Consider the following 20,449-nt stretch of genomic DNA (forward strand, 5'->3'; position numbering starts at 1 on the left):
GCCGTCCGGGAAGGCACCACCCCCGCCCGATTTCCGGTCCCGCTGCTCGGCGACGTTTCATGGGCAGGACGGACCGATTCACAACGTCCCATGGGGGGCGTGACTCCAGTTCGACGGGAGATGCACGTGGCCGGGCGCATCGAGGACTACGCACTTATCGGCGATATGCAAACCGCCGCTCTAGTGTGCAGGGACGGGACGGTCGACTGGCTGTGCCTGCCCCGCTTCGACTCGCCGGCGGTCTTCGCAGGGCTGCTGGGCACAGAGGAGCACGGTTTCTGGCGGATCGGGCCGGTCAACGGTGCCGAACCGCGGCCGGCGGACCGCCGGCGCTATCGCGGCGATTCACTCGTATTGGAATCCGAGTGGGACACTCCGCGCGGTACCGTCCGAGTGATCGACTTCATGCCGCCGCGCGACGGCGCACCGCAGGTGATCCGCATCGTGGAAGGCGTCAGCGGACGCGTCCCGATGCGCTCGGAGCTGCGGATGCGGTTCGCGTACGGCTGGGTCGTGCCGTGGGTGCACAAGATCGACGGCCGTACGGTCGCGGTCGCCGGCCCGGACTCGGTGTGGCTGGACACCGAGGCGGAGACCTACGGCAAGGACCTGACGACGTTCTCCGACTTCACCGTGTCGCCGGGCGAGCGGATCGCCTTCACGATCAGCTGGCAGCCCTCGCACCACCAGCAGCCGGCCGTGGCGGACCCCGAGGGGTCGCTGGAGGCCACCGAGGAGTTCTGGCGCGAGTGGGTCGAGCACTGCACGTACCACGGCCCCTACCGTGACGCGGTGGTCCGCTCGCTGATCACGCTCAAGGCGCTGACGTACGCGCCGACCGGCGGGATCGTGGCGGCGCCGACGACCTCGCTGCCGGAGTGCATCGGCGGCGTCCGCAACTGGGACTACCGCTTCACCTGGCTCCGGGACGCGGCGATCACCCTGTCCTCCCTGCTGCGCACCGGCTACCGCGAAGAGGCGCGGGCCTGGCGGGAGTGGCTGCTGCGGGCGGTGGCCGGCGACCCGGACAACCTGCAGATCATGTACGGCATCGCCGGCGAGCGGGAGCTGGGCGAGAACGAGCTCAACTGGCTTCCCGGGTACGAGAATTCCCGCCCGGTGCGGGTCGGCAACGGCGCCGCCGGCCAGCTCCAGCTCGATGTCTACGGCGAGGTCACCGAGGCGCTGCATCTGGCCCATATGACGGGTCTGGCCCGCAACGACTACGCCTCGCTGCTGCAGCTCAAGCTGATCCAGTGGGTGGAGAAGCACTGGGACGAGCCGGACGAGGGCATCTGGGAGGTCCGCGGACCGCGCCGGCACTTCGTCCACTCCAAGGTCATGACCTGGGTCGCGGTCGACCGCACGGTCAAGCTGATCGAGTCCGGGGACGTCGACGGCCCGCTGGAGCGCTGGAAGGACCTGCGCGAGACGATCCACCGGGACGTCTGCGAGAAGGGCTACGACAAGGAACGCAACACCTTCACCCAGTCCTACGGCTCGCAGGAGCTGGACGCCTCGCTGCTGCTGATCCCGCAGATGGGCTTCCTGCCGCCGGACGACAAGCGCGTCATCGGCACGATCGAGGCGATCCAGCGGGAGCTGGGCACCGAGGACGGCTTCGTGCTGCGCTATCCGACGGCCGGCGAGGGCGTCGGCGTGGACGGCCTGGAGGGCGACGAGGGGGCGTTCCTGGCCTGCTCGTTCTGGCTCGCCGACGACTTGGCGATGATCGGCCGGGTGGACGAGGCCCGCAAGCTCTTCGAGAAGCTGCTCTCGCTCCGCAACGACCTGGGCCTGCTGGCGGAGGAGTGGGACCCCCGGCTCAAGCGCCAGGTGGGCAACTTCCCGCAGGCGTTCAGCCACGTTCCGCTGATCGACACCGCGCTGCGGCTGACGGCCAGCGGGGCCTACGGCGGGTAGCGGCGGCTTCCGGACCGTACGGTGCCGCCCCCGGAGTCTTCGGGGGCGGCACCGTTTTTGCGCGCGGGTGCCGGTGGGCCGGGGTGGGGCGTGCCACCGGGGTCCCGGTCCGGCCGGGGCTCAGAACGGGGTCAGCGTGAGGGTGATCTCCTTCGGGGCGCCGTCCTCGATGTACGAGGCGAAGCCGGCGACGTCGTCGAAGGCGAAGCCGTAGGCCTTGCCGTCGCGGGTCGCGGCGTGCATGGCCTTGGCGTAGTGGTTGGTCAGCCGCTGCTGGTAGAAGGCGGCCGGATCGGTGGTGGGCTGGCCGGCGTGCGAGGCCAGGGTGGAGCGGTTGAGGGCGGCGCCCAGGATGGCGGCCACCGGGCCGGTGGTGCCGTCGTTGGGGGCGGCGAGGGTGCCGTCGCAGAAGAGGACGTCGCGGGTGGAGGGCTTGTCGAAGGAGACCTCTTTGGGGCCGGTGAAGGCGAGCCGGCCGCCGCCGACCCGGCCGGTGAAGGTGCCCGCGTCGGTGGTGACGGTCAGGTCCTTGGCCTCATAGGCGGACCAGGCCTCGTCGATGGCCGGGGCGAGGTAGTCCTTGGCGAACAGCCCGCTGTCCAGGCCGTGGCCGGGGGCGATCACCCGCCGGTCGTCGATGACCAGGCGGTCGAAGCCCTCGGCGGCCCGGACGTCGGAGAAGACCTTGGCGCGGGCGCCGTCCTTGAGCGTGCCGGTGGCCTGCTCCTTGGCTCCGGAGAGCTTGATCGCCAGCGGGACGCTGAACATGTCGACCATGGTGGTGTTGCAGTACATCCCGCCGGAGTTGTACGTGAACTCCGCGCAGTCGTGCAGTACGTCGTAGTTGGGGTCGCCGGAGACCCAGCCCGCCGGATAGGCGAGCGCGGCCTTGCCGTTGCCGTCCTCGACGGCCTTGAACTTCAGCTTGCCGCCGAGCGCGGTGTAGATCCGGCCGGACATCTGGGGCAGTTGGAGGGTCGTGGTGCGGCCGGCGGCGAGCGGTATGGCGTAGTCGGTGAAGCCGTCCGAACCGTTGTCGGCCAGCGCGACGGGCTTGAGCTCACCGTCCGGGGTGACATGCACCTGCTGGCTGCCGTCGTTGCCGACGATATAGATCCAGACCGAGGAATGGGCGTACTCGCCGGAGTCGTTGACGATGTGCAGGGGCATCGAGGCGGCGGAGCGGGCGGACCGGCGGGCCGCGGTCGGGGCGGGCGTGCCGATCGCGCGGCCGGCCAGGGCGATTCCGGAGGCGGTCGCGGCGCCGGCGGCGAGGCCGCCGAGCAGGCTGCGGCGAGTGATCACGAGTTGACTCCTTGCGGGGTGGTGCGCTGGTCGGTGGGGGCGGGCGCGGCGCCGGTCCGGTCGGCCGTACGGGCCTTCGCGGACTGCTGCACGGAGACGGCGACATGGTCGACGAGCAGCGAGCCGCCGGACCGGGTGGCGTCGGTGGGGGTGGCCGAGCCGGCGACGCCGTCCGGGAAGGCGCCGCCCATCGCGAGGTTGAGCAGCAGGAAGTGGCCGTGGTGGGTGGCCTTGGCCCAGGTGTCGGCGTCCATCTCGGAGGCGCCGACGGTGTGGAACCGCTGGCCGTCGACGTACCAGTTCAGCGACTCCGCGGCGCCGTCGGTGCGGTCGAGCTCCAGCGCGTAGGTGTGGAAGCCGGCCTGGCAGGCGCTGTCCGGGCAGGCGCGGGAGTTGCCCTTGCCCTGGGTCTCGTTGCAGGGCCCGCCGGGGTTGACGCCGCAGTGCAGCACGCCCCAGACCTTGTTGATCCCGTTGACGTTCTCCATGATGTCGAACTCGCCGATGCCCGGCCAGTTCCAGTAGTTGCCCCGGTACTCGGCACCCAGCGTCCAGAAGGCCGGCCAGTAGCCGAGCGCGTCGGCACCGGAGACGTCGGGCATCCGGATGCGCGCCTCGATCCGCAGCTTGCCGCCGGCCGGGGCGGCGAAGTCGGTGCGCCGGGACTCGATACGGCCCGAGGTCCAGGCGGCGCCGTCCTTCAGCGCGGTGATCTTGAGGTGGCCGGCGCCGTCGAGCTGGAGGTTCTCGGGGCGATCGGTGTAGGTCTGGCGCTCACCGGTGCCCCAGTTGGCGGGGCCGCCCGGGTAGCCGGTACCGGTGTCGGTGATCCAGTCGTCGGCGGAGGGGCGCGATCCGGCGGCGCCGTCGAAGTCCGTACGCCAGACTTCCTCGAAGCGCACGGGGGCGCCCTCGGCCTTGGCTCGGGACGGCACGTCCGACGCCGCGGAGGCCGTCGGGAGGGTGAGGGCACAGGTGGTGGCGAGTGCGGCGCTCGCGGTGAAGAGCACCGCTCTGGTGAGGTATCCGGCCCGTATGCCGGACCGCCTTCTCATGCTCATGACATTCTCTCCTCGGCACAGTGGGGGGTCGTGAGGAGTTCCGTGGGGGGTACCCGGCGTGAGAGCGCTCTCATATCGTGTGCTGTGAACCCTGCCGACTCGACGGCACACCGTCAAGTCACCGCGTGGAAAAAGGAGTTCGATGGTGTCTGAGCCGAACGGGCCACGGCCGACGTTGGAGGCGGTCGCGGCACGCGCCGGGGTCTCCCGCGCGACGGTGTCCCGCGTCGTCAACGGCGGTGCGGGCGTACGGGCGGTGGTCCAGGAACGGGTCCGACAGGCGGTGCGCGAGCTGGGCTACGTACCGAACAGCGCGGCCCGCACACTGGTCACCCGCCGCACCGGAGCGGTCGCCGTGGTCATCGCGGAGCCGGAGACCCGGGTCTTCACCGATCCCTTCTTCGGCCGCCAACTCCGCGGCATCAGCCGCGCGCTGGCCGCCGCCGACACCCAGCTCCTGCTGATGTTCGTCGAGCACCGCACCGACTACGACCGCATCGGCCGCTATCTGTCGGCCGGCCATGTCGACGGCGCGCTGATGTTCTCGCTGCACCGCGACGACCCGCTGCCCGCCATGGCCGAGCGCGCCGGACTGCCCACCGTCTACGGTGGCCGGCCCGGTTGGGCGGGCGCCGACCGGGCACCGCGGGCAGCGCCGTTGCTGTATGTCGACACCGACAACCGCGACGGGGCCCGTCAGGCCGTACGCCATCTGCTCGACCGCGGCCGCCGCCGGATAGCGGTGATCACCGGGCCGCTCGACCAGACCTCGGCGCTGGACCGCCTCGACGGCTACCGGGAGGCGCTGGGCGCGGCGGAGCCGGACCCCCGGCTGATCGCGGACGGCGGGTTCACCGCGCAGGGCGGCGAACGCGCCATGGCGCGGCTCCTCGACGCGGCTCCGGACCTGGACGCCGTCTTCGCCTGCTCCGACCTGATGGCGAACGGCGCCCTGCGCACGCTGCGGGCGCGCGGGCACCGGGTCCCCGACGATGTGGCCGTGGTCGGCTACGACGACCTGGAGCCGGCGGCCTGGGCGGATCCCCCGCTGACCACGGTCCGCCAGGACGTGGAGGAGATGGGGCGGCTGATGGCCGGGTTGCTGCTGCGGCTGCTGGATCCGCGCAGGGCGGGCGGGGCCGAGGGAGCGGAGGCGGCGGGCGCGGTGGAGCTCGCGCCGGTGATCACGGAGGCGCGGTTGGTGGTGCGGGAGTCGACGTGACGGGGGAGGGAAGGGAGGGGTGACGGGCGGGAGTGAATGGTGAGGGGCGGGAGTGGGTGGTGGGGGGCGGGGCGACGGGGGCCTGCCCAGTGCCGGTGCCCGGCCGGGTGACTGGTGCGTAGCGGTCGGATCGTCCCTGGCTGGATCGTCCCCGACCGGTCCGACGCACCCCCAGGCGCCCGCCCACGCGCCGCATCGTGCGACTCCGGATAGCGGACTACGGGTACCGTTCCTCGCCATGGGGCCGGAAGCACAGATCGAAGCCGAGATCACGGTACGCAGGGCGCTGGAGCTGCCCGCACTGCGGCGCGGGCTGCCGGAGGTGCTGGCCGGCGGGGACCGGCTGGACCGCGCGGTGCGCTGGGTGCACGCGGGCGAGGTCCCGCATATCGCCTCGCTGCTCAAGGGCGGCGAGCTGCTGCTGACCACCGGCCTGGGGCTGGGTGCCCGGCCCGCCGAGCAGCGGGCCTTCATCCGCAAGCTCGCGGACCGCGAGATCGCCGCTCTCGTCGTGGAACTGGGCTCTCGTTTCGAATCCCTGCCCTCGGCGCTGGTCGACGCCGCCCGGGACTGCGGCCTGCCGCTGATCCAGCTGCATCGCGAGGTCCCGTACGTCACGGTGACCGAGGCGATCCACACCGAGATCATCAACAGCCACTACGCGCTGCTGCGGCGCGCCGACGAGATCCTGCGCCGCTGTACGGACGTCCTGCTGCGCGGCGGCGGTGCCCCGGAGGTGCTGCGGCTGCTGGCCGTCTTCACCGGCAACCCGCTCTGCCTGGAGGCCCCCGACGGCAGCCCGCTGTACGCGGCGGGCCCGGAAACCGGCGCCGAGGGCGGCGGGCCCGCGGACGCCGACCCCCTGCTGGCCTGGGAGGGCCTGCGCGACAGCGGCGTACGCATCGATGTGCCCGGCGGCGGCCACGGCCCCGACGCGGTCCGCGCCCGCCTCGTCCTGCTGCCCGTCAACGCCCCCGTGGCGCCGGTGCACCGGATCGCCGCCGAGCGCGCCGCCGACCTGCTCGCCGTCGTCATGCTCCAGTCCCGCCAGGAGGAGGTGCTCGCCGCCCGGGGACGCGGCGATTTCCTCGCCGACCTGGCGGAGGGCCGGATCTCCGCGGCCGAGGCGCCCGCGCAGGCCCGCCTGCTGGGCTTCCGCCCCGGCTCGGACCCCGTCGTCCCGGTGGTCATGCGGCTGCCCGCCGGCCTGCCCACCCCCGGCAGCTGGGCCGTGCTCGCCCAGGCCCTGCGGGAAGAGCTCGCCGCCCCCGGGGCGCCTGTGCTCCTCGGGGTACGTCCTGTGGAGGGCAGGGTCCCGGTGCTCGTGGCGTTGCGCGCCGGCCAGGACCGCGAGGCGCTCGCCGACCGGATCGCCGAGGCGCTGCGGGCCGGCGTCGTCCGCGCGGGCCTGGACCGGCCGACGGCGCACCGCCCGGTGGTCGTCGTCGGCACGGCCGGCGACTGGGCGGCGGCGGGCCACGGCCTGCGGCACGCGGCACAGGCCGCGGCCGCGGCCCAGGGCCTGCCGGAACAGCCCTGGTACGACGCGCGCCGGCTCGACATCGAGCTGCTGCTGTGGCGGATGCGCGAACACGGCGAACAGGGTGTGCTCACCGACTTCGTGGAGCGTGCCATCGGCCCCCTGCTCGCCCACGACCGCGGCGCCCGCCAACCGCTGCTGCCCACGCTGGAGGCCTATCTGGCCAGCGCCGGCCGCAAGGCGGAGACCGCCCGCGACCTGAACGTCAACCGCCAGACCCTGTACGACCGACTGGCCCGCATCGCCCAACTACTGGGCACGGACCTGGACGACCCGCAGACGGTGCTGGGCCTGCGGCTGGCCCTGCGCGCCCGGCGCCATACGGACAAGACGTGAGGGCGCGCCCAGGGTCTGTCCGAACCTGACCTCGGACGGACCCTAGAGGGGCTGAACCGACTGCGTCAGCTCGTCGTAGACGCTGAGTACCTGGGCGACGGTGTCGTTCTCGCTCGGCCAGCCGGTCGCCTGGAGACGGCCGGCGGCCGCGAGCGCGTCCCGGCGCGCGGGATCGCCGAGCAGCGCGAGTACGGAACGGCCCATGGCGGTGGCGTCCCCGTATCGGACCAGTTCCGCGGCCCGGCCGACCAGTTCGCGGGTGCCCCCGGTGTCGGTGGCCACCAGTGGCACCCCGGCGCGTAGCGCCTCCTGGGCGATCAGCGAGCGGGCCTCCCACCTACTGGGCAGCACCACCAGATCGGCGGCGGCGAGCAGTTCGGGCACATCGTCGCGGCGGCCCAGCAGCTGGACGGGGAGCTGCTCGGTGTCGATCCGCCGCTGCAGCGCGGCCCGTTGGTCGCCCTCCCCCGCGATGGCCACCAGCGGCTGCGGATCGAGCGCGCACCACGCGTGCGCCGCGTCCAGCAGCAGGTCATGGCCCTGGCTGCGGTCGAGGCGGCCGACCGCGAGCAGCAGCGGGCGGTCCACCGCGCCCAGTTCGGCGCGCTCCTTGTGGCGCGTCCGGTCCTGCTCCTCCGACTCGGCCGGCGCGTCACCGGACCGGGGGCGCGGAATCGCGACCGGCGCGAGCCGTGCGTCGCGGGCGCCCCGCTCGCGCGCCCGGTCCACGAGGTCGGAGCAGGCGCCCAGAACCACGGCGGCGGCCCGCGCCACCCGCCGTTCCATCAGATGCACCAGCCCGGCCCGCGCGCCCTCGGTGTGCGCCTTGGTGTGCCAGGTGATGACCAGGGGAACCCGTCGCCCTCCCCTGGGGCCGCGCAGTCCGCGCAGTGCCATCGAGGCGCGCAGACCGGCCCGCAGGCCGTGCGCATGGACGAGGTCGGCATCCCAGCACGCGCTGCGCAGCAGCGCCACACTCGCGGGATCCGTCCGCGGCGGAACGTCCACGAACCGCGCCCCGGCGCCGGTGAAGTCGTAGGCCGCCTCGGCTTCCGGTGTGGCACAGACGGTCACCCGTACGCCCCGCGCGACCAGCCCTTCGGCCAGCGAACGGACATGTGCCGCGCTGCCTGCGCTGCCGTGCCCCAGCACCTGGACCGTGCGCAGCGGCGACAGCCCGTGCGTCGAGGTCGGGGTGCTGATCACGTGAGCGGGGCTCCTGGTTCGAGTCGGGGCGGGGGTCGGAGGGACCGAACCGGCAGGTCGGCCCCCTGCTGCGGGACACACCGGCACACGTCCGGGCGACCACCGGCCCACCCGGACGGACGGGCGGCGGCACGGCGGACGCACGCGGAACTGCGCACCGCGCCCCAGGATGCCAGCCCGGCGGCGTCAATTCGGCACCGTCCGCCCGCCGTTCCGGTGGGAAGTCTCACCCCAGCGCCCACCGGATCACCCACATGGGCGACAAACCGCCCGCGTGAGTCAACGGTCCCTATGGGTGAGTCGCCCCTCCGGAGTGCGCCCACCGCGGCGATACGGGGCGCGTACGCCGTTCCCCGGGGCGCACCCGGCCTCCGTCCGTAGAGACGATCGATCGACTGATGGCCGACCGACGGCCGATCGACCTTCCAGGGAGGGACGCGCGGTGTCAGAGCGCCGCGGCCGCCCGGCTGACGCGGTTCCCCGCGGCCGCGGCGGCGATCAGCCCGGCGGCGTGTGCGGCCAGTCCGCGGCGGTCGTTCGCCGTCACGATGGCGAGGCCGAGGGCCGCGCCGAGCGCATGCGCTCCGGCGTCCCCGAGCATGGTGCGCTCGCCCAGGTCGTCCCCGGCGACGGCGGCCGCGGCGCCCATGGGGGCGGCGGACAGCGCTCCCCCGGGTCCGCGCCGCAGCAGGCCGGGGGCCCCGATGGCCAGTACGGCGCCGGCCGCCCGGCCCGGCCGGACGTCGAGGAGGTTCACCAGATGGGCCGAGCCCGCGATCACCACGCCCGCCAGCAGCTTGTCGGCCGGGCGTTCCTTCAGCAGAGCCCCGGCCGCGAGCCCGGCGGCACCGATCCCGAACAGCTTCACCGCCCCACTGGTGACCTCGCGTTCCCGCAGCGCCGAGAGGTGCGCCCGGAAGCCGCGCCGGGGGTCGTCCGCACCGAAGACGTCGTCGTACGCCCCACAGCCCCCGGCGGCCAATACGGCCAGCGCCGTCGCGGTCCGGGTACGGGCGGGCAGGCCCGGCGCGGTGGCGGCGGCGAGCGCGGTGCCGGCGGTCGTCGCGAGCCCCGCGTACAGGTTCACGGTCCGACCGGCGTAGTTCTTGCGCTCCCACAGGACGGCGCCACCGGGCGGACGGTTCCTCAGCGCGCCGTATGCGGCCCGTGTCGCCCCCGCCGCCCCGAGCAGCGCCGAGATCCGCCCCAGCACCTTGCCGCCTGCCACCGCCGCCATGTCGCTCCCCTCGCCCGGCACCGTGCCGCGCTCAACTGCCGCAACCCTAGGCGGTGTCCGTAACGTCCCGCCCCGAGGTGTATGCGGGCGAGTGGGCGCCTGTGTCCGGGCCGGCGGTGCGCAAGGGGCGCGAAGTGCGTTCGCTCACCGGCCGGGGCTCCTCGCCGTCCGGGGTTGGCGGGTGCCTCCGTTAGCTACCCTTGCGCGCCGTTTCGAGCAGTTCCTCCGCATGTGCGCGGGCCGTTTCGGAGTCCTCCTGGCCGGCCAGCATCCGGGAGAGTTCGCGGACCCGCTCCTCGCCCTCCAGGACGGTGACACCGCTCCTGGTGACCGAGCCGTCGTTCGTCTTCGCCACCAGCAGCTGCCGGTCCGCGAAGGCCGCGACCTGCGGAAGGTGCGTGACGACCACGACCTGCGCCGACTTCGCGAGCCTGGCCAGCCGCCTGCCGACCTCGACGGCCGCCTTGCCGCCGACGCCCGCGTCGACCTCGTCGAAGAGGTACGTCGGTACGGGGTCGGAGCCGGCGAAGACCACCTCGACGGCGAGCATCACCCGGGACAGCTCACCGCCGGAGGCCCCCTTGGCGATCGGCCGGGGCGGTGCCCCCGGGTGCGGGGCGAGGAGCAGTTCGACCTCGTCGGCACCGGCCGGTCCGTAGGCCACGGTGCGGCCGCCCACCTCGATGCCGTCGGCGTCCTCGGCGACCTCGATCTGGCGGATCTCGACGGTCACACGGGCGTGCGGCATCGCGAGTTCGGCGAGTTCGGCGGTGACCGCGGCCGCGAATCGCTCCGCCGACGCCGTCCTGGCATCGGTCAACGCCTGGGCCAGCTCGCCCAGTTCGGCCCGGAGCGCATCGCGCTCCGCGGTCAGCTCACCGATCCGGTCGTCGTCGCCGTCCAGTTCGGCGAGCCGGCCGGCGCTCTGCTCCGACCACGCCAGAACCGCCGCGATGTCCTCGCCGTATTTGCGGGTCAGGTGGTTCAGGGCGGCGCGGCGCTCCTCGACCGCGGCGAGCCGCAACGGGTCGGCGTCCAGGCCGTCGGCGTAACTGGCCAGCTCGCCCCCCACGTCCGCCATCAGGATGCCGATCTCGCCGAGCCGCTCGGCGAGCGCGGCGAGCTCCTGGTCGTGGCTTCGTACGGCCTCCAGTGCGCGGTGCGCGCCGGCGACCAGGGTGGTGGCGTCGACGCCCTCGGGGTCCTCGGGGTTGCCGGCCAGCGCGGCGTGCGCGGCGGTCGCGGCGGAGGCCAGCGCCTCGGCGTGCCCGAGCCGCTCGGCCTCGGCGGCCAGGTCGGTGTCCTCACCGGGCTGCGGTTCGGCCGCCGCGATCTCGTCGAGGCCGAAGCGCAGCAGATCGGCTTCCTGGGAGCGTTCCCGGGCCCGTGTGGTCAGCTCCTCCAGCTCGGTGGCGACGGCGCGCAGCCTGCGGTGGGCGGCGGTGTACTTGGCGAGCGGGACGGCGACCGCGTCGCCGGCGTAGCGGTCCAGGGCCTGGCGCTGGCGGGCCGGCCGCAGCAGGCCCTGCTGGTCGGTCTGTCCGTGCACGGCGACCAGGTCGTCGGCCAACTCCCCCAGGAGCCCGACCGGTACGGAGCGGCCCCCCACGTGGGCGCGTGAACGGCCCTCGGCGGAGAGCGTACGACTGATCAGCAGCGCTCCGTCGTCCAGCTCGGCGCCGGCCTCCTCGGCCCGTATCGCGGCGGGGGCTTGGGCGCCGACGCTGATCCTGCCCTCCACCACCGCCGATTTGGCGCCGATCCGCACCAGGGCGGGGTCGGCGCGGCCGCCGAGCAGCAGGCCGAGGCTGGTGACGACCATGGTCTTGCCCGCGCCCGTCTCGCCGGTCACCGCCGTGAAGCCCGGGGACAGCTCGACAACGGCGTCGTCAATGACGCCCAGGGACCGGATCCGCATCTCCTCCAACACGGATAAGACCATACGAGGTCCGGGGGGCGCCCCGCGACGGCCTCCCCCTTCCTCGTTCGCCCCGTACTGCGGAAAACCCCACCGAAAGACGGGTGGATTCCTCATGGTGCGTGATCACGCTCAGCCAGCACGCTGATCACAGTGCGAAACGAAAGGTGTGCTCATGTCCAGCGGATTGGCGCGGGCGGCGCTGCGGGGTCACCGGCCCGCGTTCACGGGGACGGCGGTGGCGACGCTGTTCGCCGCGACCGTGCTCGGCGCCTCGATGACGATGCTGACCGCGACGGGCGCGGAGGGCGTTCCGCCCGCCGCGCGGCAGGCGATGGCGGCCCACGGCGTCGGGGACATGGCCATCGTCCTGCTCCTCGGCTCGGTCTATATGTCGATTTTCGTGGTCGCCTCGACGATGGGCACGGCCGTGGCCCAGCAGCATCGTGAGTTCGCGATGCTGCGGGCGATCGGCGCCCGCCCCTGGCAGATCCGGCGGGCGACCGCCGCGCAGGCGGTGGCGGCCGCCGTCCCTTCGGCGCTCGCCGGCTGGGCACTGGGCGGTGTGCCGGCGCGCTGGTGGTTCGACGGGATGGTCGGCCACGGCCTCGTTCCCCGCGAGGTTCCCTTCCGGTTCAGCTGGGCCGCGCTGCCGGTGTGCCTGGCGGTGGCGGTGGTGACCTCCGCGATCGCCGGAGTGCTCGCGGCGAGCCGGTTCGCGGCGCTACGCCCCGCGCGTGCGCTCCAGGAGGCGGCGGCGGGCCGACGCAAGCTGGGATGGCTGAGGCTTCCCCTGGGGCTCGCGGCGATGGCGGGCGGCGTGATCCTCTCCCGGCTGCTCGCCGGCCAGTCCGCGGAGGAGGCCGGCCAGGGGGCCTTCCTGGTGCTGCTGCTCTTCTGCGTGGGTGTGGGGCTGCTGGGGCCGCGTCTCATCGGTCCGGCCGCCTGGCTGGTGTCCCGGCTGATCGGCCGGTTCGGCAGCGCCGCCGAGCTGGCGATGCAGAACGTCACGACGCAGTCCCGCCGCTTCTCCGCCGCCGTCGTCCCGCTGGTCCTGGTGGTGGCGTTCGGCACGACGAAGATCGCGGTGCACACCACCGCCCAGCACCGGACCGGATCCGCCGGCCCGGCCGGCGAGGTGTGGCTGGACTACATCGGCACGGGTCTTTACGCGGGCTTCGCCGCCATCGCCGCGGCCAACACCCTGGCCATGATCACCGCCGAGCGGCGTCGCGATCTGGCGCTGCTGCGCCTGGTCGGCTCGCATCCGCGCCAGGTGCGGGCGATGGCCGCCTGGGAGGCGGCCGTCGTCGCGGGCACCGCCCTCGTTCTCGGCACGGCCATCGCGCTGTTCACCCTCGCCCCGCTGCTGCAGAAGGCGTTCGGCGACGCGCTGCCGTATCTGCCCTGGACGACGGCCGGCGCGATAGCCGGCGGCACCCTGCTGCTCGCGCTGCTCGCCACCGGCCTGCCCGTCCACATCAACCTGCGCCGCCGCGCCGCGGAAACCCTGGCCGCGGCCTGACCCACCATGAGGTACGTCCCTATGAACGACCGACCCGGCACCGACCACCGATCCCGGCCCGGCCACCCCAGGCGCCTGTGCCGCTCGCCGCTGCTGCTCGCCGCGGTGGCCGTCTCCGCCGCACTGACCGCCACCGCGGCCTGTGGCGGTCCGCCCCGCGCGGACCGCTCCGGCCCGGACGGCGGCGCCGCCCCACATGACGCCACCGCGGACCGGTCCGACCGCACCTCGGCCTCCTCGCTGGAGGGCGTCTGGCGGATGGACGGCTATGGCACCCTCGTCACGATCAAGGGCCGCAGCCTGCAGACGTATGAGACCACCGCCGGGAGCTGCCTTCCCGGGGCCGTCACGGGCACCCGCGCCGGCGACCCGGACGCGGCCGGCCGCAGCCGCTTCGCGGTCCCGGACTCGACCCCGATCACCGTGGCCCCGGCGGGCGCCGGCCGCGCCCGGCTGAGTGTGGAGGACAACGTCGGCCGGCGCTCGCTGCACCGCGTCGACGCCCTGCCGGCCCGCTGCACACAGCGCCCGTCGCGCGACCCCCGGGCGGCCTTCGACGTCTTGTGGCAGACCTATGCCGAGAACTACCCCTTCTTCCGCGCGAAGAAGATCGACTGGGTGGCGGTCCGCGACCGCTACCGCCCCCGTATCACCGCAAAGACCACCGACGACGAACTCCTCGCGGTGTTCCGGAAGATGATCGAGCCGCTGCACGACGCGCACACCAGGGTCGTGGCGGGCCCCGACCGGTGGTTCGCGGGCAAGCGCCCCGGTACCGTCCTGCCCACCCCCGACTCCACCGGCCGTATCGACAAGGCGCTCGCCGCGAACCTCGGCCCGGGCGCCGTCCAGCGGCACTGGGCCCAGGGCAAGCTGTCCTACGCCGATCTCCCCGGCCGCATCGGCTACTTCCGTGTCACCCAGTTCGCCGGCTACACCGCCAAGGGTGACTACGCCGGCGATACGGCCGAGCTCGACCGCGCCCTGAACTCGGTGTTCACCAGGGCCCGTACACAGGGTCCGACGGCGCTGCGCGGCCTGATCATCGATGTACGGCTCAACGGCGGCGGTGCCGATCCCCTCGGCCTGCGCATCGCCTCCCGGCTGACCGACCGCCCCTATCTCGCCTACCGCAAGCGGGCGCGCAACGACCCGCGCGACCCGGGCAGGTTCACCACCCCCCAGCCGGCCCGCATCCGCCCGTATCACGGCCCGGTCTACACCGGCCCGATAGCGTTCCTCACCGGCCGGCTGACCATCAGCGCGGGTGAGACCTTCACCCAGTCCCTGATGGGCCGCTCCCCGGCCCCCACCCGCATCGGCGAGAACACCCAGGGCGTCTTCTCCGACATTCTGGACCGCAGGCTCCCGAACGGCTGGACCTTCGGCCTGCCCAACGAGGAATTCCTGACCGCCGACGGTCGCACCTTCGACGGTCCGGGCATACCCCCGGCCATCCCCACCCCGGTCTTCACCGACGAGGAGCTCTCCGCCCGGCGCGACTCCGCTCTCACCCGCGCCCGGGAGTTCCTCGCCCACCCGGCCCCAGGGGGCCGTCGCTGAGGCGCCCCGGGTGGGGCCCGCACCGGGCGGGCCCCGGTGCCCCTAGTGAGGCGCCCCCCGCCACCCCGCCACCGGGAGGGCGAACTTGGCGACCAGACGATCCGTGAAGGAGGCATGATGCAGACGCGCCAGGCGTACGGGGACGGCGCCGCGGCGGACCTCGACGCGGGCGCCGGCGGGGAGTTCGACGCTGCGGCGGCCGTCGCACCACAGCACCCCGTGCGGGGTCTTGGGCTGTACCTCGACCGCGAGGACGGAGCGGGGCGAGGTGACCAGCGGCTTGGCGAAGAGGGCGTGCGCGCTGATCGGGACCATCAGCAGGGCCTCGACCTCGGGCCAGACCACGGGACCGCCTGCCGAGAAGGCGTACGCGGTCGAACCGGTCGGGGTCGCGCAGACCACGCCGTCGCCGCCGAAGCGCGAGACGGGCCGCCCGTCGACCTCCGTCACCACCTCCAGCATCCGCTCGCGTGCGGCCTTCTCCACCGACGCCTCGTTGAGGGCCCAGTCGGTGTGCACGACACTGCCGTTGTTGCGGACCAGGACGTCGAGCGTCATCCGCTCCTCGACCTCGTAGGCCCGGGTGACGACCCGGTCGACGACCTTGTCGAGGTCATCGCGTTCGGCCTCCGCGAGGAAGCCGACCCGGCCGAGGTTGACGCCGAGCATCGGCACCCCGGACGTCCTGGCGAAGTCCGCGCCGCGCAGCAGCGTGCCGTCGCCGCCCAGGACCACCAGCAGTTCGCAGCCCTCGGCGGCGCACTGCTCGGAGTCGACGCGCTGGACCTCCGGCGGCAGCGGCAGATCCGCGGCCTCCTCCGCCAGCACCCGTACGCCGATCCCGCTGCGCAGCAGCCCTTGGACGACGAGTTCGGCGCTGCGGATGGCCGCGGGGCGGCCGGTGTGTGCGAGCAGGAACACCGTCCGCTCGGCTCCGGTGTTCTCGTGTGCTGCGCTGCCTTCAACTGCCTGGGTAGTGGTCAACGAGGCCCCTCCGCCACTGCACGGTCGACGTCCGCCGGGTCGAGTGCAGGCGCCCCGGCGCGCAGCCACAGAAAGTACTCGACATTCCCGGAAGGTCCAGGCAGCGGGCTGGCAACTACTCCAAGTACGCCAAGTCCCAGTTCGGCCGCCCGGTTCGCGACGGCGCGCACCGCCTCCGCCCGAAGCTCCGCGCTGCGCACGACGCCGCCGCTGCCCAGCCGCTCCTTGCCGACCTCGAACTGCGGCTTGACCATCATCACGAGGTCCGCGTCCGGGGCCGCGCAGCCCACCAGTGCGGGCAGGACGAGCCCCAGCGGGATGAAGGAGAGATCGCCGACAATCAGGTCGACGGGCCGGGAGTCGATCTGCTCCAGCGTCAACTCGCGTACGTTGGTGCGGTCCTTCACGGTGACCCGCTCATCGCTCTGCAGCGACCAGGCGAGCTGTCCGTATCCGACGTCGACGGCGACGACATGACCGGCGCCGGCCCGCAGCAGCACATCGGTGAAGCCACCGGTCGAGGCGCCCGCGTCCAGCGCCCGCCGGCCCTCGATCTTCAGGCCGCGCGGCACGAAGGCGGCGAAGGCCCCCGCGAGCTTGTGGCCACCGCGCGAGACATAGTCGGGGTCGCTCTCGTCGGCGCGTACGACCACGGCCGCGCTGGTCTCCACCTGGGTGGCCGGCTTGGTCGCGGTCGCACCGCCGACGGTCACCCGGCCCGCGGCGATCAGCTGGCTCGCGTGCTCCCGCGAACGGGCCAGCTTGCGGCGCACCAGCTCCGCGTCGAGTCGGCGTCGTGCCACTCCTGCCACCTGTGGTTCAGCTCCTGTTGTCGTGCGTCGTCGAGGAAGGGGCGGGCGGCCCGGGGTGCTGGTCGAGACCGGCCAGCACATCGCGCAGCCCACGGTGCACATCCTCGTACACCTGGAGGTGCCCGCTCGACGGGAGGTGATCGGCGTCGGCGAGTCGGCGCAGCCCGGCGTCGACCGCTGCCTGGCCGGTGGGCACCACCCCCACCCCCAGCGGCCGCGGCCCGGCGGGCGCGGTCGGGGTCTCGGGCTCCCCGGGGGTCTCGGGCTCCCCCGGTGTTACGGGCTCCGCTGGCTCGCTCCCCGCGGCCCCCGCGGGGACCTCCGGCTCCGGGCCGGACGTCGGCTCTTCCATGCCCCCGACGCTACCCCGACGAACGGGGTCGCGGACGAACGAGCCGCCCGCGACCTGGCGTATCGTCGGTCACGATGGCAACTCTCGACCAGTGCCGTGCCGCGCTCGACCGGCTGGCCCAGAACCTGTCCTCGGCTGACGGCAGCGTCCGCAGCGCCGCCGCACTCGACCGTTCGCTCAGCTGCCGCATCACGGACCTCGATGTGACGTTCCTCGGGCGGCTGGCCGGCGGCACCATCCAGGGCGTGACCAGCGTCCCCGGCCCGCCGCCGAGCAAGGCCGAGATCCGCCTGACGATGGCCGGCGACGATCTGGTCGCGCTGGTCGACGGGCGGCTGAACTTCGCCAAGGCCTGGGGCAGCGGCCGCGTCAAGCTGGAGGCCGGCCTGCGCGACCTGCTGCGCCTCAGGACGCTGCTGTAGTCGCCGCGCTCTTCCCGGTCGCCGCCCCGGCGCCCGCACGCGGCGTACGCGGCTTCCGCGCCGCCGGCACCACCAGCGGCGTCCCGGTCTCCGGATCGTCGATGACCTGGCAGCTCAGTCCGAAGACCCGCTCCACCAGCTCCGCCGTGACGATGTCGGCCGGCGCGCCCTCGGCGATGACCGCACCGTCCTTCATGGCGATCAGGTGGGTGGCGTAACGGGCGGCGTGGTTGAGGTCGTGCAGCACCGCGACCAGCGTGCGCCCCTGCTCCTCGTGCAGCTCCGCGCACAGGTCCAGCACCTCGATCTGGTGTTGGATGTCCAGGTATGTCGTCGGCTCGTCCAGAAGGAACAGCGGCGTCTGCTGAGCCAGCGCCATCGCGATCCACACCCGCTGCCGCTGCCCGCCGGACAGCTCGTCGACATAGCGGTCGGCCAGCGCGCCGACGCCGGTCGCCGCCATCGACTCCTGGACGATCCGCTCGTCGTCGGCGGACCACTGCCGCAGCAGTCCCTGGTGCGGGTAGCGGCCGCGCGCCACCAGGTCCGCGACCGTGATGCCGTCCGGGGCCGTCGACGACTGCGGCAGCAGCCCCAGCGTCCGTGCGACCTTCTTGGCCGGGAGCGAGGAGATCGCGGAGCCGTCCAGCAGCACCGATCCGGCGGCCGGCTTGAGCATCCGCGACAGGGCGCGCAGCAGCGTGGACTTGCCGCAGGCGTTCGGGCCGACGATGACCGTGAAGGACCGGTCGGGGATGGCGACCGAGAGGTTCTCGGCGATGACCCGCTGGTCGTAGGCGAGGGTGACGTTCTCGGCCGTGAGACGGCTCACTTCGAAACTCCTGGTGTTGTCGTGTCGCTGCTGCTGCCCGGCGGCCGTCGGTCCGGTGCCGGTGGACGCGCACCGGCCCAAAGGCACCGCCTCGGGCCCGCCCGGCCCGCCCCGCCGTATGTCATATCCGCCCCGCCCGGCGCTCCGTGGCCAGCAGCCACAGCAGATAGCCGCCGCCGAGGACGCCGGTCAGCACGCCCACCGGCAGCTGGTCGGCGCCGAAGATCTGCTGTGACGACCAGTCCGCCGCGACCAGCAGTACGGCGCCCATCAGGGCGGCGGGCACCAGGTTGGGGCCGGGTGAGCGGGTGAGCCGCCGCGCCAGTGGGGGCGCGGTGAGCGCGACGAAGGCGATCGGCCCGGCCGCCGCGGTGGCGGAGGCGACGAGCACGACCGCGGCCAGCAGCACCACGACGCGGACCCGGTCGACCCGAACGCCCAGCGCGCAGGCGGCGTCGTCGCCCATCTCCAGCATCCGCAGCGGCCGCCCGTAGAAGAACACCAGCGGCAGGCAGACGACGCAGACGGCGGCCAGCGGCCAGACCTGGTCCCAGTCGCGGCCGCTGAGGGATCCGGTCATCCAGGTGGTGGCCTGGGTCGCCTCGACGATGTTCGCCTTGGTCATGAGGTAGAGCACCATCGCGTAGAGCATGGCGCTGGCTCCGATGCCGACGAGCACGAAGCGGTAGCCGTGGATGCCGCCCTTCCAGGCGAGCAGGAAGATGGCGAGTCCGGTGGCGACCCCGCCGACGACCGCGCCGGCGGCGACCGCGAAGGTCCCGGCCTGGAAGTAGACGATGACGGTCAGCGCGCCGACGGACGAGCCCTGGGCGAAGCCGAGGACGTCCGGGCTGCCCAGCGGGTTGCGGGTGACGGTCTGGAAGACCGCCCCGGCGACCCCGAACGCGGCGCCGACCGACAGCCCCACCAACACCCGCGGCAGCCGCAGGTCCTGCACGATGAACTGCTGACCGGCGTCGCCGCCGCCGGTCAGCGTGGCGACCACCTCGCCCGGCGTCATCGGGTAGTCGCCGGAGCCGATCAGCGCGATGCCGGCGGCCAGTGCGAGGGCCAGCAGCACCAGTCCGACGACGACGGCGCGCACGTCCAGGCGCAGCGAGAGTCCGCCCCGCGTCCGCACGGCCCGGACCGCCCCGGTCCCGCTTGCCTTTCCGGGGCCCTGCCCGGGCTTGACGGTCGTACTCACAGCTGGGCCATCCTCCGACGCCGTACGAGATAGATGAAGACCGGGCCGCCGACGACCGCCGTGACGATGCCGACCTGTAGCTCTCCGGGCCGCGCCACGACCCGCCCGAGGACGTCCGCGCCGAGCAGCAGCACCGGTGAGAGCACCGCGGAGTACGGCAGGATCCAGCGCATGTCGGGCCCGGTGATGGCCCGTACGACATGCGGAACCATCAGGCCGACATAGACGATCGGGCCGCAGGCGGCGGTCGCCCCGCCGCACAGCAGGGTGACGGCGAGCATCGCCAGCACCCGGGTGCGGGTCAACCGGGCGCCGAGCGCCCGCGCCTGGTCGTCGCCGAGCGCGATCGCGTTCAGCGGCCGGGCGATCAGCAGTGCCAGGACGCCGCCGGCCGCGAGGAACGGCGCGATCTGCGTGACGGTGGGCAGGGTGGCGGCGGCCAGCGAACCCACCGTCCAGAAGCGCATCTTGTCCAGCGCCGCGGTGTCCATCAGGTTGACCGCGTTGAGGTAGCCGGTGAGGACCGCGGTCAGGGCGGTGCCGGCGAGGGCGAGGCGTACGGGTGTGGCGCCGCGGGTGCCGCCGAGGACGTACACCGCGACGGAGACCACCGCCGCGCCGGCGAACGCGAACCACACATAGCCGATCAGTGAGGTGACGCCGAAGAAGCTGATGGCGGAGACGACGGCGGCCGAGGCTCCGGCGTTGATGCCCAGAACTCCGGGGTCGGCCAGGGGATTCCGGGTCAGCGCCTGCATGACCGTGCCGGCCAGGCCGAGGGCGGCGCCGACGATCAGACCGAGCAGGGTGCGGGGCAGCCGCACATCGCGGATGACCACGTCGGTGTCGGAGCCGGAGTAGTGGAACACCCCGTGCCACACCTGGTCCAGAGGAATCTGCTTGGCGCCGACGGCGATGCCGAGGACGGTGATGACGGCCAGGACGGCGACGGAGGCGAGCAGCCCCGCGGAGCGCATCGCATTCCGTCGTCGGGGTACCGCGGA

General features: G+C 73.5%; 17 protein-coding genes. 6 read left to right on the forward strand and 11 right to left on the reverse strand.

Annotation, left to right across the window (positions count from 1 at the left end):
* Window positions 1-120 precede the first annotated feature (120 nt).
* The gene (locus tag WAB15_RS10165) at window positions 121-1,923 is read left to right on the forward strand and encodes a glycoside hydrolase family 15 protein (protein WP_399144534.1); all 1,803 of its coding nucleotides are present in this window, start codon (window positions 121-123) and stop codon (window positions 1,921-1,923) included.
* 120 nt (window positions 1,924-2,043) lie between these two features.
* Here the strand turns inward: WAB15_RS10165 and WAB15_RS10170 are convergent, their stop codons facing one another.
* Entirely contained in the window at window positions 2,044-3,228 is a 1,185-nt protein-coding gene (locus WAB15_RS10170) for a beta-1,3-glucanase family protein (RefSeq protein ID WP_407286022.1), read from the reverse strand.
* Entirely contained in the window at window positions 3,225-4,289 is a 1,065-nt protein-coding gene (locus WAB15_RS10175) for a glycoside hydrolase family 16 protein (RefSeq protein WP_407286023.1), read from the reverse strand. The genes WAB15_RS10170 and WAB15_RS10175 overlap by 4 nt, the downstream gene beginning before the upstream one ends.
* A gap of 142 nt (window positions 4,290-4,431) precedes the next feature.
* Here WAB15_RS10175 and WAB15_RS10180 point away from each other — a divergent pair, with 142 nt between their 5' ends.
* Complete coding sequence (locus tag WAB15_RS10180) at window positions 4,432-5,511, forward strand: LacI family DNA-binding transcriptional regulator (protein ID WP_399144486.1); 1,080 nt, start codon at window positions 4,432-4,434, stop codon at window positions 5,509-5,511.
* A gap of 238 nt (window positions 5,512-5,749) precedes the next feature.
* Window positions 5,750-7,387 (forward strand): PucR family transcriptional regulator, encoded by a 1,638-nt coding sequence (locus tag WAB15_RS10185; RefSeq protein WP_407286024.1) that lies wholly within the window; start codon window positions 5,750-5,752, stop codon window positions 7,385-7,387.
* Window positions 7,388-7,429: 42 nt separating this feature from the next.
* On the opposite strand, the gene WAB15_RS10190 is transcribed toward WAB15_RS10185, so the two are convergent.
* From WAB15_RS10190 to recN, 3 genes are all read right to left on the reverse strand, one after another.
* A complete protein-coding gene (locus tag WAB15_RS10190) occupies window positions 7,430-8,593 on the reverse strand; it encodes a glycosyltransferase family 4 protein (protein WP_407286025.1) in 1,164 nt (387 codons plus the stop codon).
* 445 nt (window positions 8,594-9,038) lie between these two features.
* Window positions 9,039-9,830, reverse strand: a complete 792-nt coding sequence (locus WAB15_RS10195) for a hypothetical protein (protein ID WP_399144489.1) — start codon at window positions 9,828-9,830, stop codon at window positions 9,039-9,041.
* Window positions 9,831-10,020: 190 nt separating this feature from the next.
* Complete coding sequence (gene recN, locus WAB15_RS10200) at window positions 10,021-11,772, reverse strand: DNA repair protein RecN (protein ID WP_407286026.1); 1,752 nt, start codon at window positions 11,770-11,772, stop codon at window positions 10,021-10,023.
* 151 nt (window positions 11,773-11,923) lie between these two features.
* Between recN and WAB15_RS10205 the strand changes: the two genes are divergently transcribed.
* Together WAB15_RS10205 and WAB15_RS10210 are read left to right on the forward strand one after the other, a co-directional pair.
* On the forward strand, window positions 11,924-13,273 hold the full coding sequence (locus WAB15_RS10205) for an FtsX-like permease family protein (RefSeq protein WP_407286027.1): 1,350 nt from the start codon (window positions 11,924-11,926) through the stop codon (window positions 13,271-13,273).
* Between the two features lie 21 nt (window positions 13,274-13,294).
* Window positions 13,295-14,836: a S41 family peptidase gene (locus WAB15_RS10210; RefSeq protein WP_407286028.1), complete on the forward strand. Its 1,542-nt coding sequence runs from the start codon at window positions 13,295-13,297 to the stop codon at window positions 14,834-14,836.
* Between the two features lie 42 nt (window positions 14,837-14,878).
* Here the strand turns inward: WAB15_RS10210 and WAB15_RS10215 are convergent, their stop codons facing one another.
* Genes WAB15_RS10215 through WAB15_RS10225 form a run of 3 tightly spaced genes read right to left on the reverse strand, consistent with a single transcriptional unit; the run spans window position 14,879 to window position 16,984 of the window.
* Window positions 14,879-15,820, reverse strand: coding sequence for an NAD kinase (locus WAB15_RS10215; RefSeq protein ID WP_399144493.1), 942 nt, complete (start codon window positions 15,818-15,820; stop codon window positions 14,879-14,881).
* Window positions 15,817-16,632 carry a TlyA family RNA methyltransferase gene (locus WAB15_RS10220; protein ID WP_393501446.1) on the reverse strand — a complete coding sequence of 272 codons (816 nt, stop codon included), beginning with the start codon at window positions 16,630-16,632 and terminating at the stop codon, window positions 15,817-15,819. Before WAB15_RS10220 ends, WAB15_RS10215 begins: the two co-directional genes overlap by 4 nt.
* Before the next feature lie 7 nt (window positions 16,633-16,639).
* The gene (locus WAB15_RS10225) at window positions 16,640-16,984 is read right to left on the reverse strand and encodes a hypothetical protein (protein WP_407286029.1); all 345 of its coding nucleotides are present in this window, start codon (window positions 16,982-16,984) and stop codon (window positions 16,640-16,642) included.
* A 74-nt stretch (window positions 16,985-17,058) separates the two neighbouring features.
* On the opposite strand from WAB15_RS10225, the gene WAB15_RS10230 reads away from it, so the two are divergent.
* A complete protein-coding gene (locus WAB15_RS10230; RefSeq protein ID WP_399144496.1) occupies window positions 17,059-17,406 on the forward strand; it encodes a sterol-binding protein in 348 nt (115 codons plus the stop codon).
* On the opposite strand, the gene WAB15_RS10235 is transcribed toward WAB15_RS10230, so the two are convergent.
* The 3 genes from WAB15_RS10235 to WAB15_RS10245 all read right to left on the reverse strand — a co-directional run bounded on the left by WAB15_RS10235 (window position 17,390) and on the right by WAB15_RS10245 (window position 20,422).
* Window positions 17,390-18,238: an ABC transporter ATP-binding protein gene (locus WAB15_RS10235; protein ID WP_407286030.1), complete on the reverse strand. Its 849-nt coding sequence runs from the start codon at window positions 18,236-18,238 to the stop codon at window positions 17,390-17,392. The two genes, WAB15_RS10230 and WAB15_RS10235, sit on opposite strands and share 17 nt — an antisense overlap.
* Before the next feature lie 121 nt (window positions 18,239-18,359).
* On the reverse strand, window positions 18,360-19,445 hold the full coding sequence (locus WAB15_RS10240; RefSeq protein ID WP_399144498.1) for a FecCD family ABC transporter permease: 1,086 nt from the start codon (window positions 19,443-19,445) through the stop codon (window positions 18,360-18,362).
* Window positions 19,442-20,422: a FecCD family ABC transporter permease gene (locus tag WAB15_RS10245; protein WP_407286031.1), complete on the reverse strand. Its 981-nt coding sequence runs from the start codon at window positions 20,420-20,422 to the stop codon at window positions 19,442-19,444. The genes WAB15_RS10240 and WAB15_RS10245 overlap by 4 nt, the downstream gene beginning before the upstream one ends.
* Between the last annotated feature and the right edge of the window lie 27 nt (window positions 20,423-20,449).

This window comes from Streptomyces sirii (assembly GCF_045690365.1).
In the GTDB taxonomy this organism is placed as follows: domain Bacteria; phylum Actinomycetota; class Actinomycetes; order Streptomycetales; family Streptomycetaceae; genus Streptomyces; species Streptomyces sirii.

Coding starts and splice junctions, on each gene's coding strand:
- WAB15_RS10245 (WP_407286031.1), bottom strand. CDS start 20,422: ATGCGCTCCGCGGGGCTGCTCGCCTCCGTCGCCGTCCTGGCCGTCATC.
- WAB15_RS10185 (WP_407286024.1), top strand. CDS start 5,750: ATGGGGCCGGAAGCACAGATCGAAGCCGAGATCACGGTACGCAGGGCG.
- WAB15_RS10175 (WP_407286023.1), bottom strand. CDS start 4,289: ATGAGCATGAGAAGGCGGTCCGGCATACGGGCCGGATACCTCACCAGA.
- WAB15_RS10230 (WP_399144496.1), top strand. CDS start 17,059: ATGGCAACTCTCGACCAGTGCCGTGCCGCGCTCGACCGGCTGGCCCAG.
- WAB15_RS10165 (WP_399144534.1), top strand. CDS start 121: ATGCACGTGGCCGGGCGCATCGAGGACTACGCACTTATCGGCGATATG.
- WAB15_RS10210 (WP_407286028.1), top strand. CDS start 13,295: ATGAACGACCGACCCGGCACCGACCACCGATCCCGGCCCGGCCACCCC.
- recN (WP_407286026.1), bottom strand. CDS start 11,772: ATGGTCTTATCCGTGTTGGAGGAGATGCGGATCCGGTCCCTGGGCGTC.
- WAB15_RS10225 (WP_407286029.1), bottom strand. CDS start 16,984: ATGGAAGAGCCGACGTCCGGCCCGGAGCCGGAGGTCCCCGCGGGGGCC.
- WAB15_RS10205 (WP_407286027.1), top strand. CDS start 11,924: ATGTCCAGCGGATTGGCGCGGGCGGCGCTGCGGGGTCACCGGCCCGCG.
- WAB15_RS10180 (WP_399144486.1), top strand. CDS start 4,432: ATGGTGTCTGAGCCGAACGGGCCACGGCCGACGTTGGAGGCGGTCGCG.
- WAB15_RS10195 (WP_399144489.1), bottom strand. CDS start 9,830: ATGGCGGCGGTGGCAGGCGGCAAGGTGCTGGGGCGGATCTCGGCGCTG.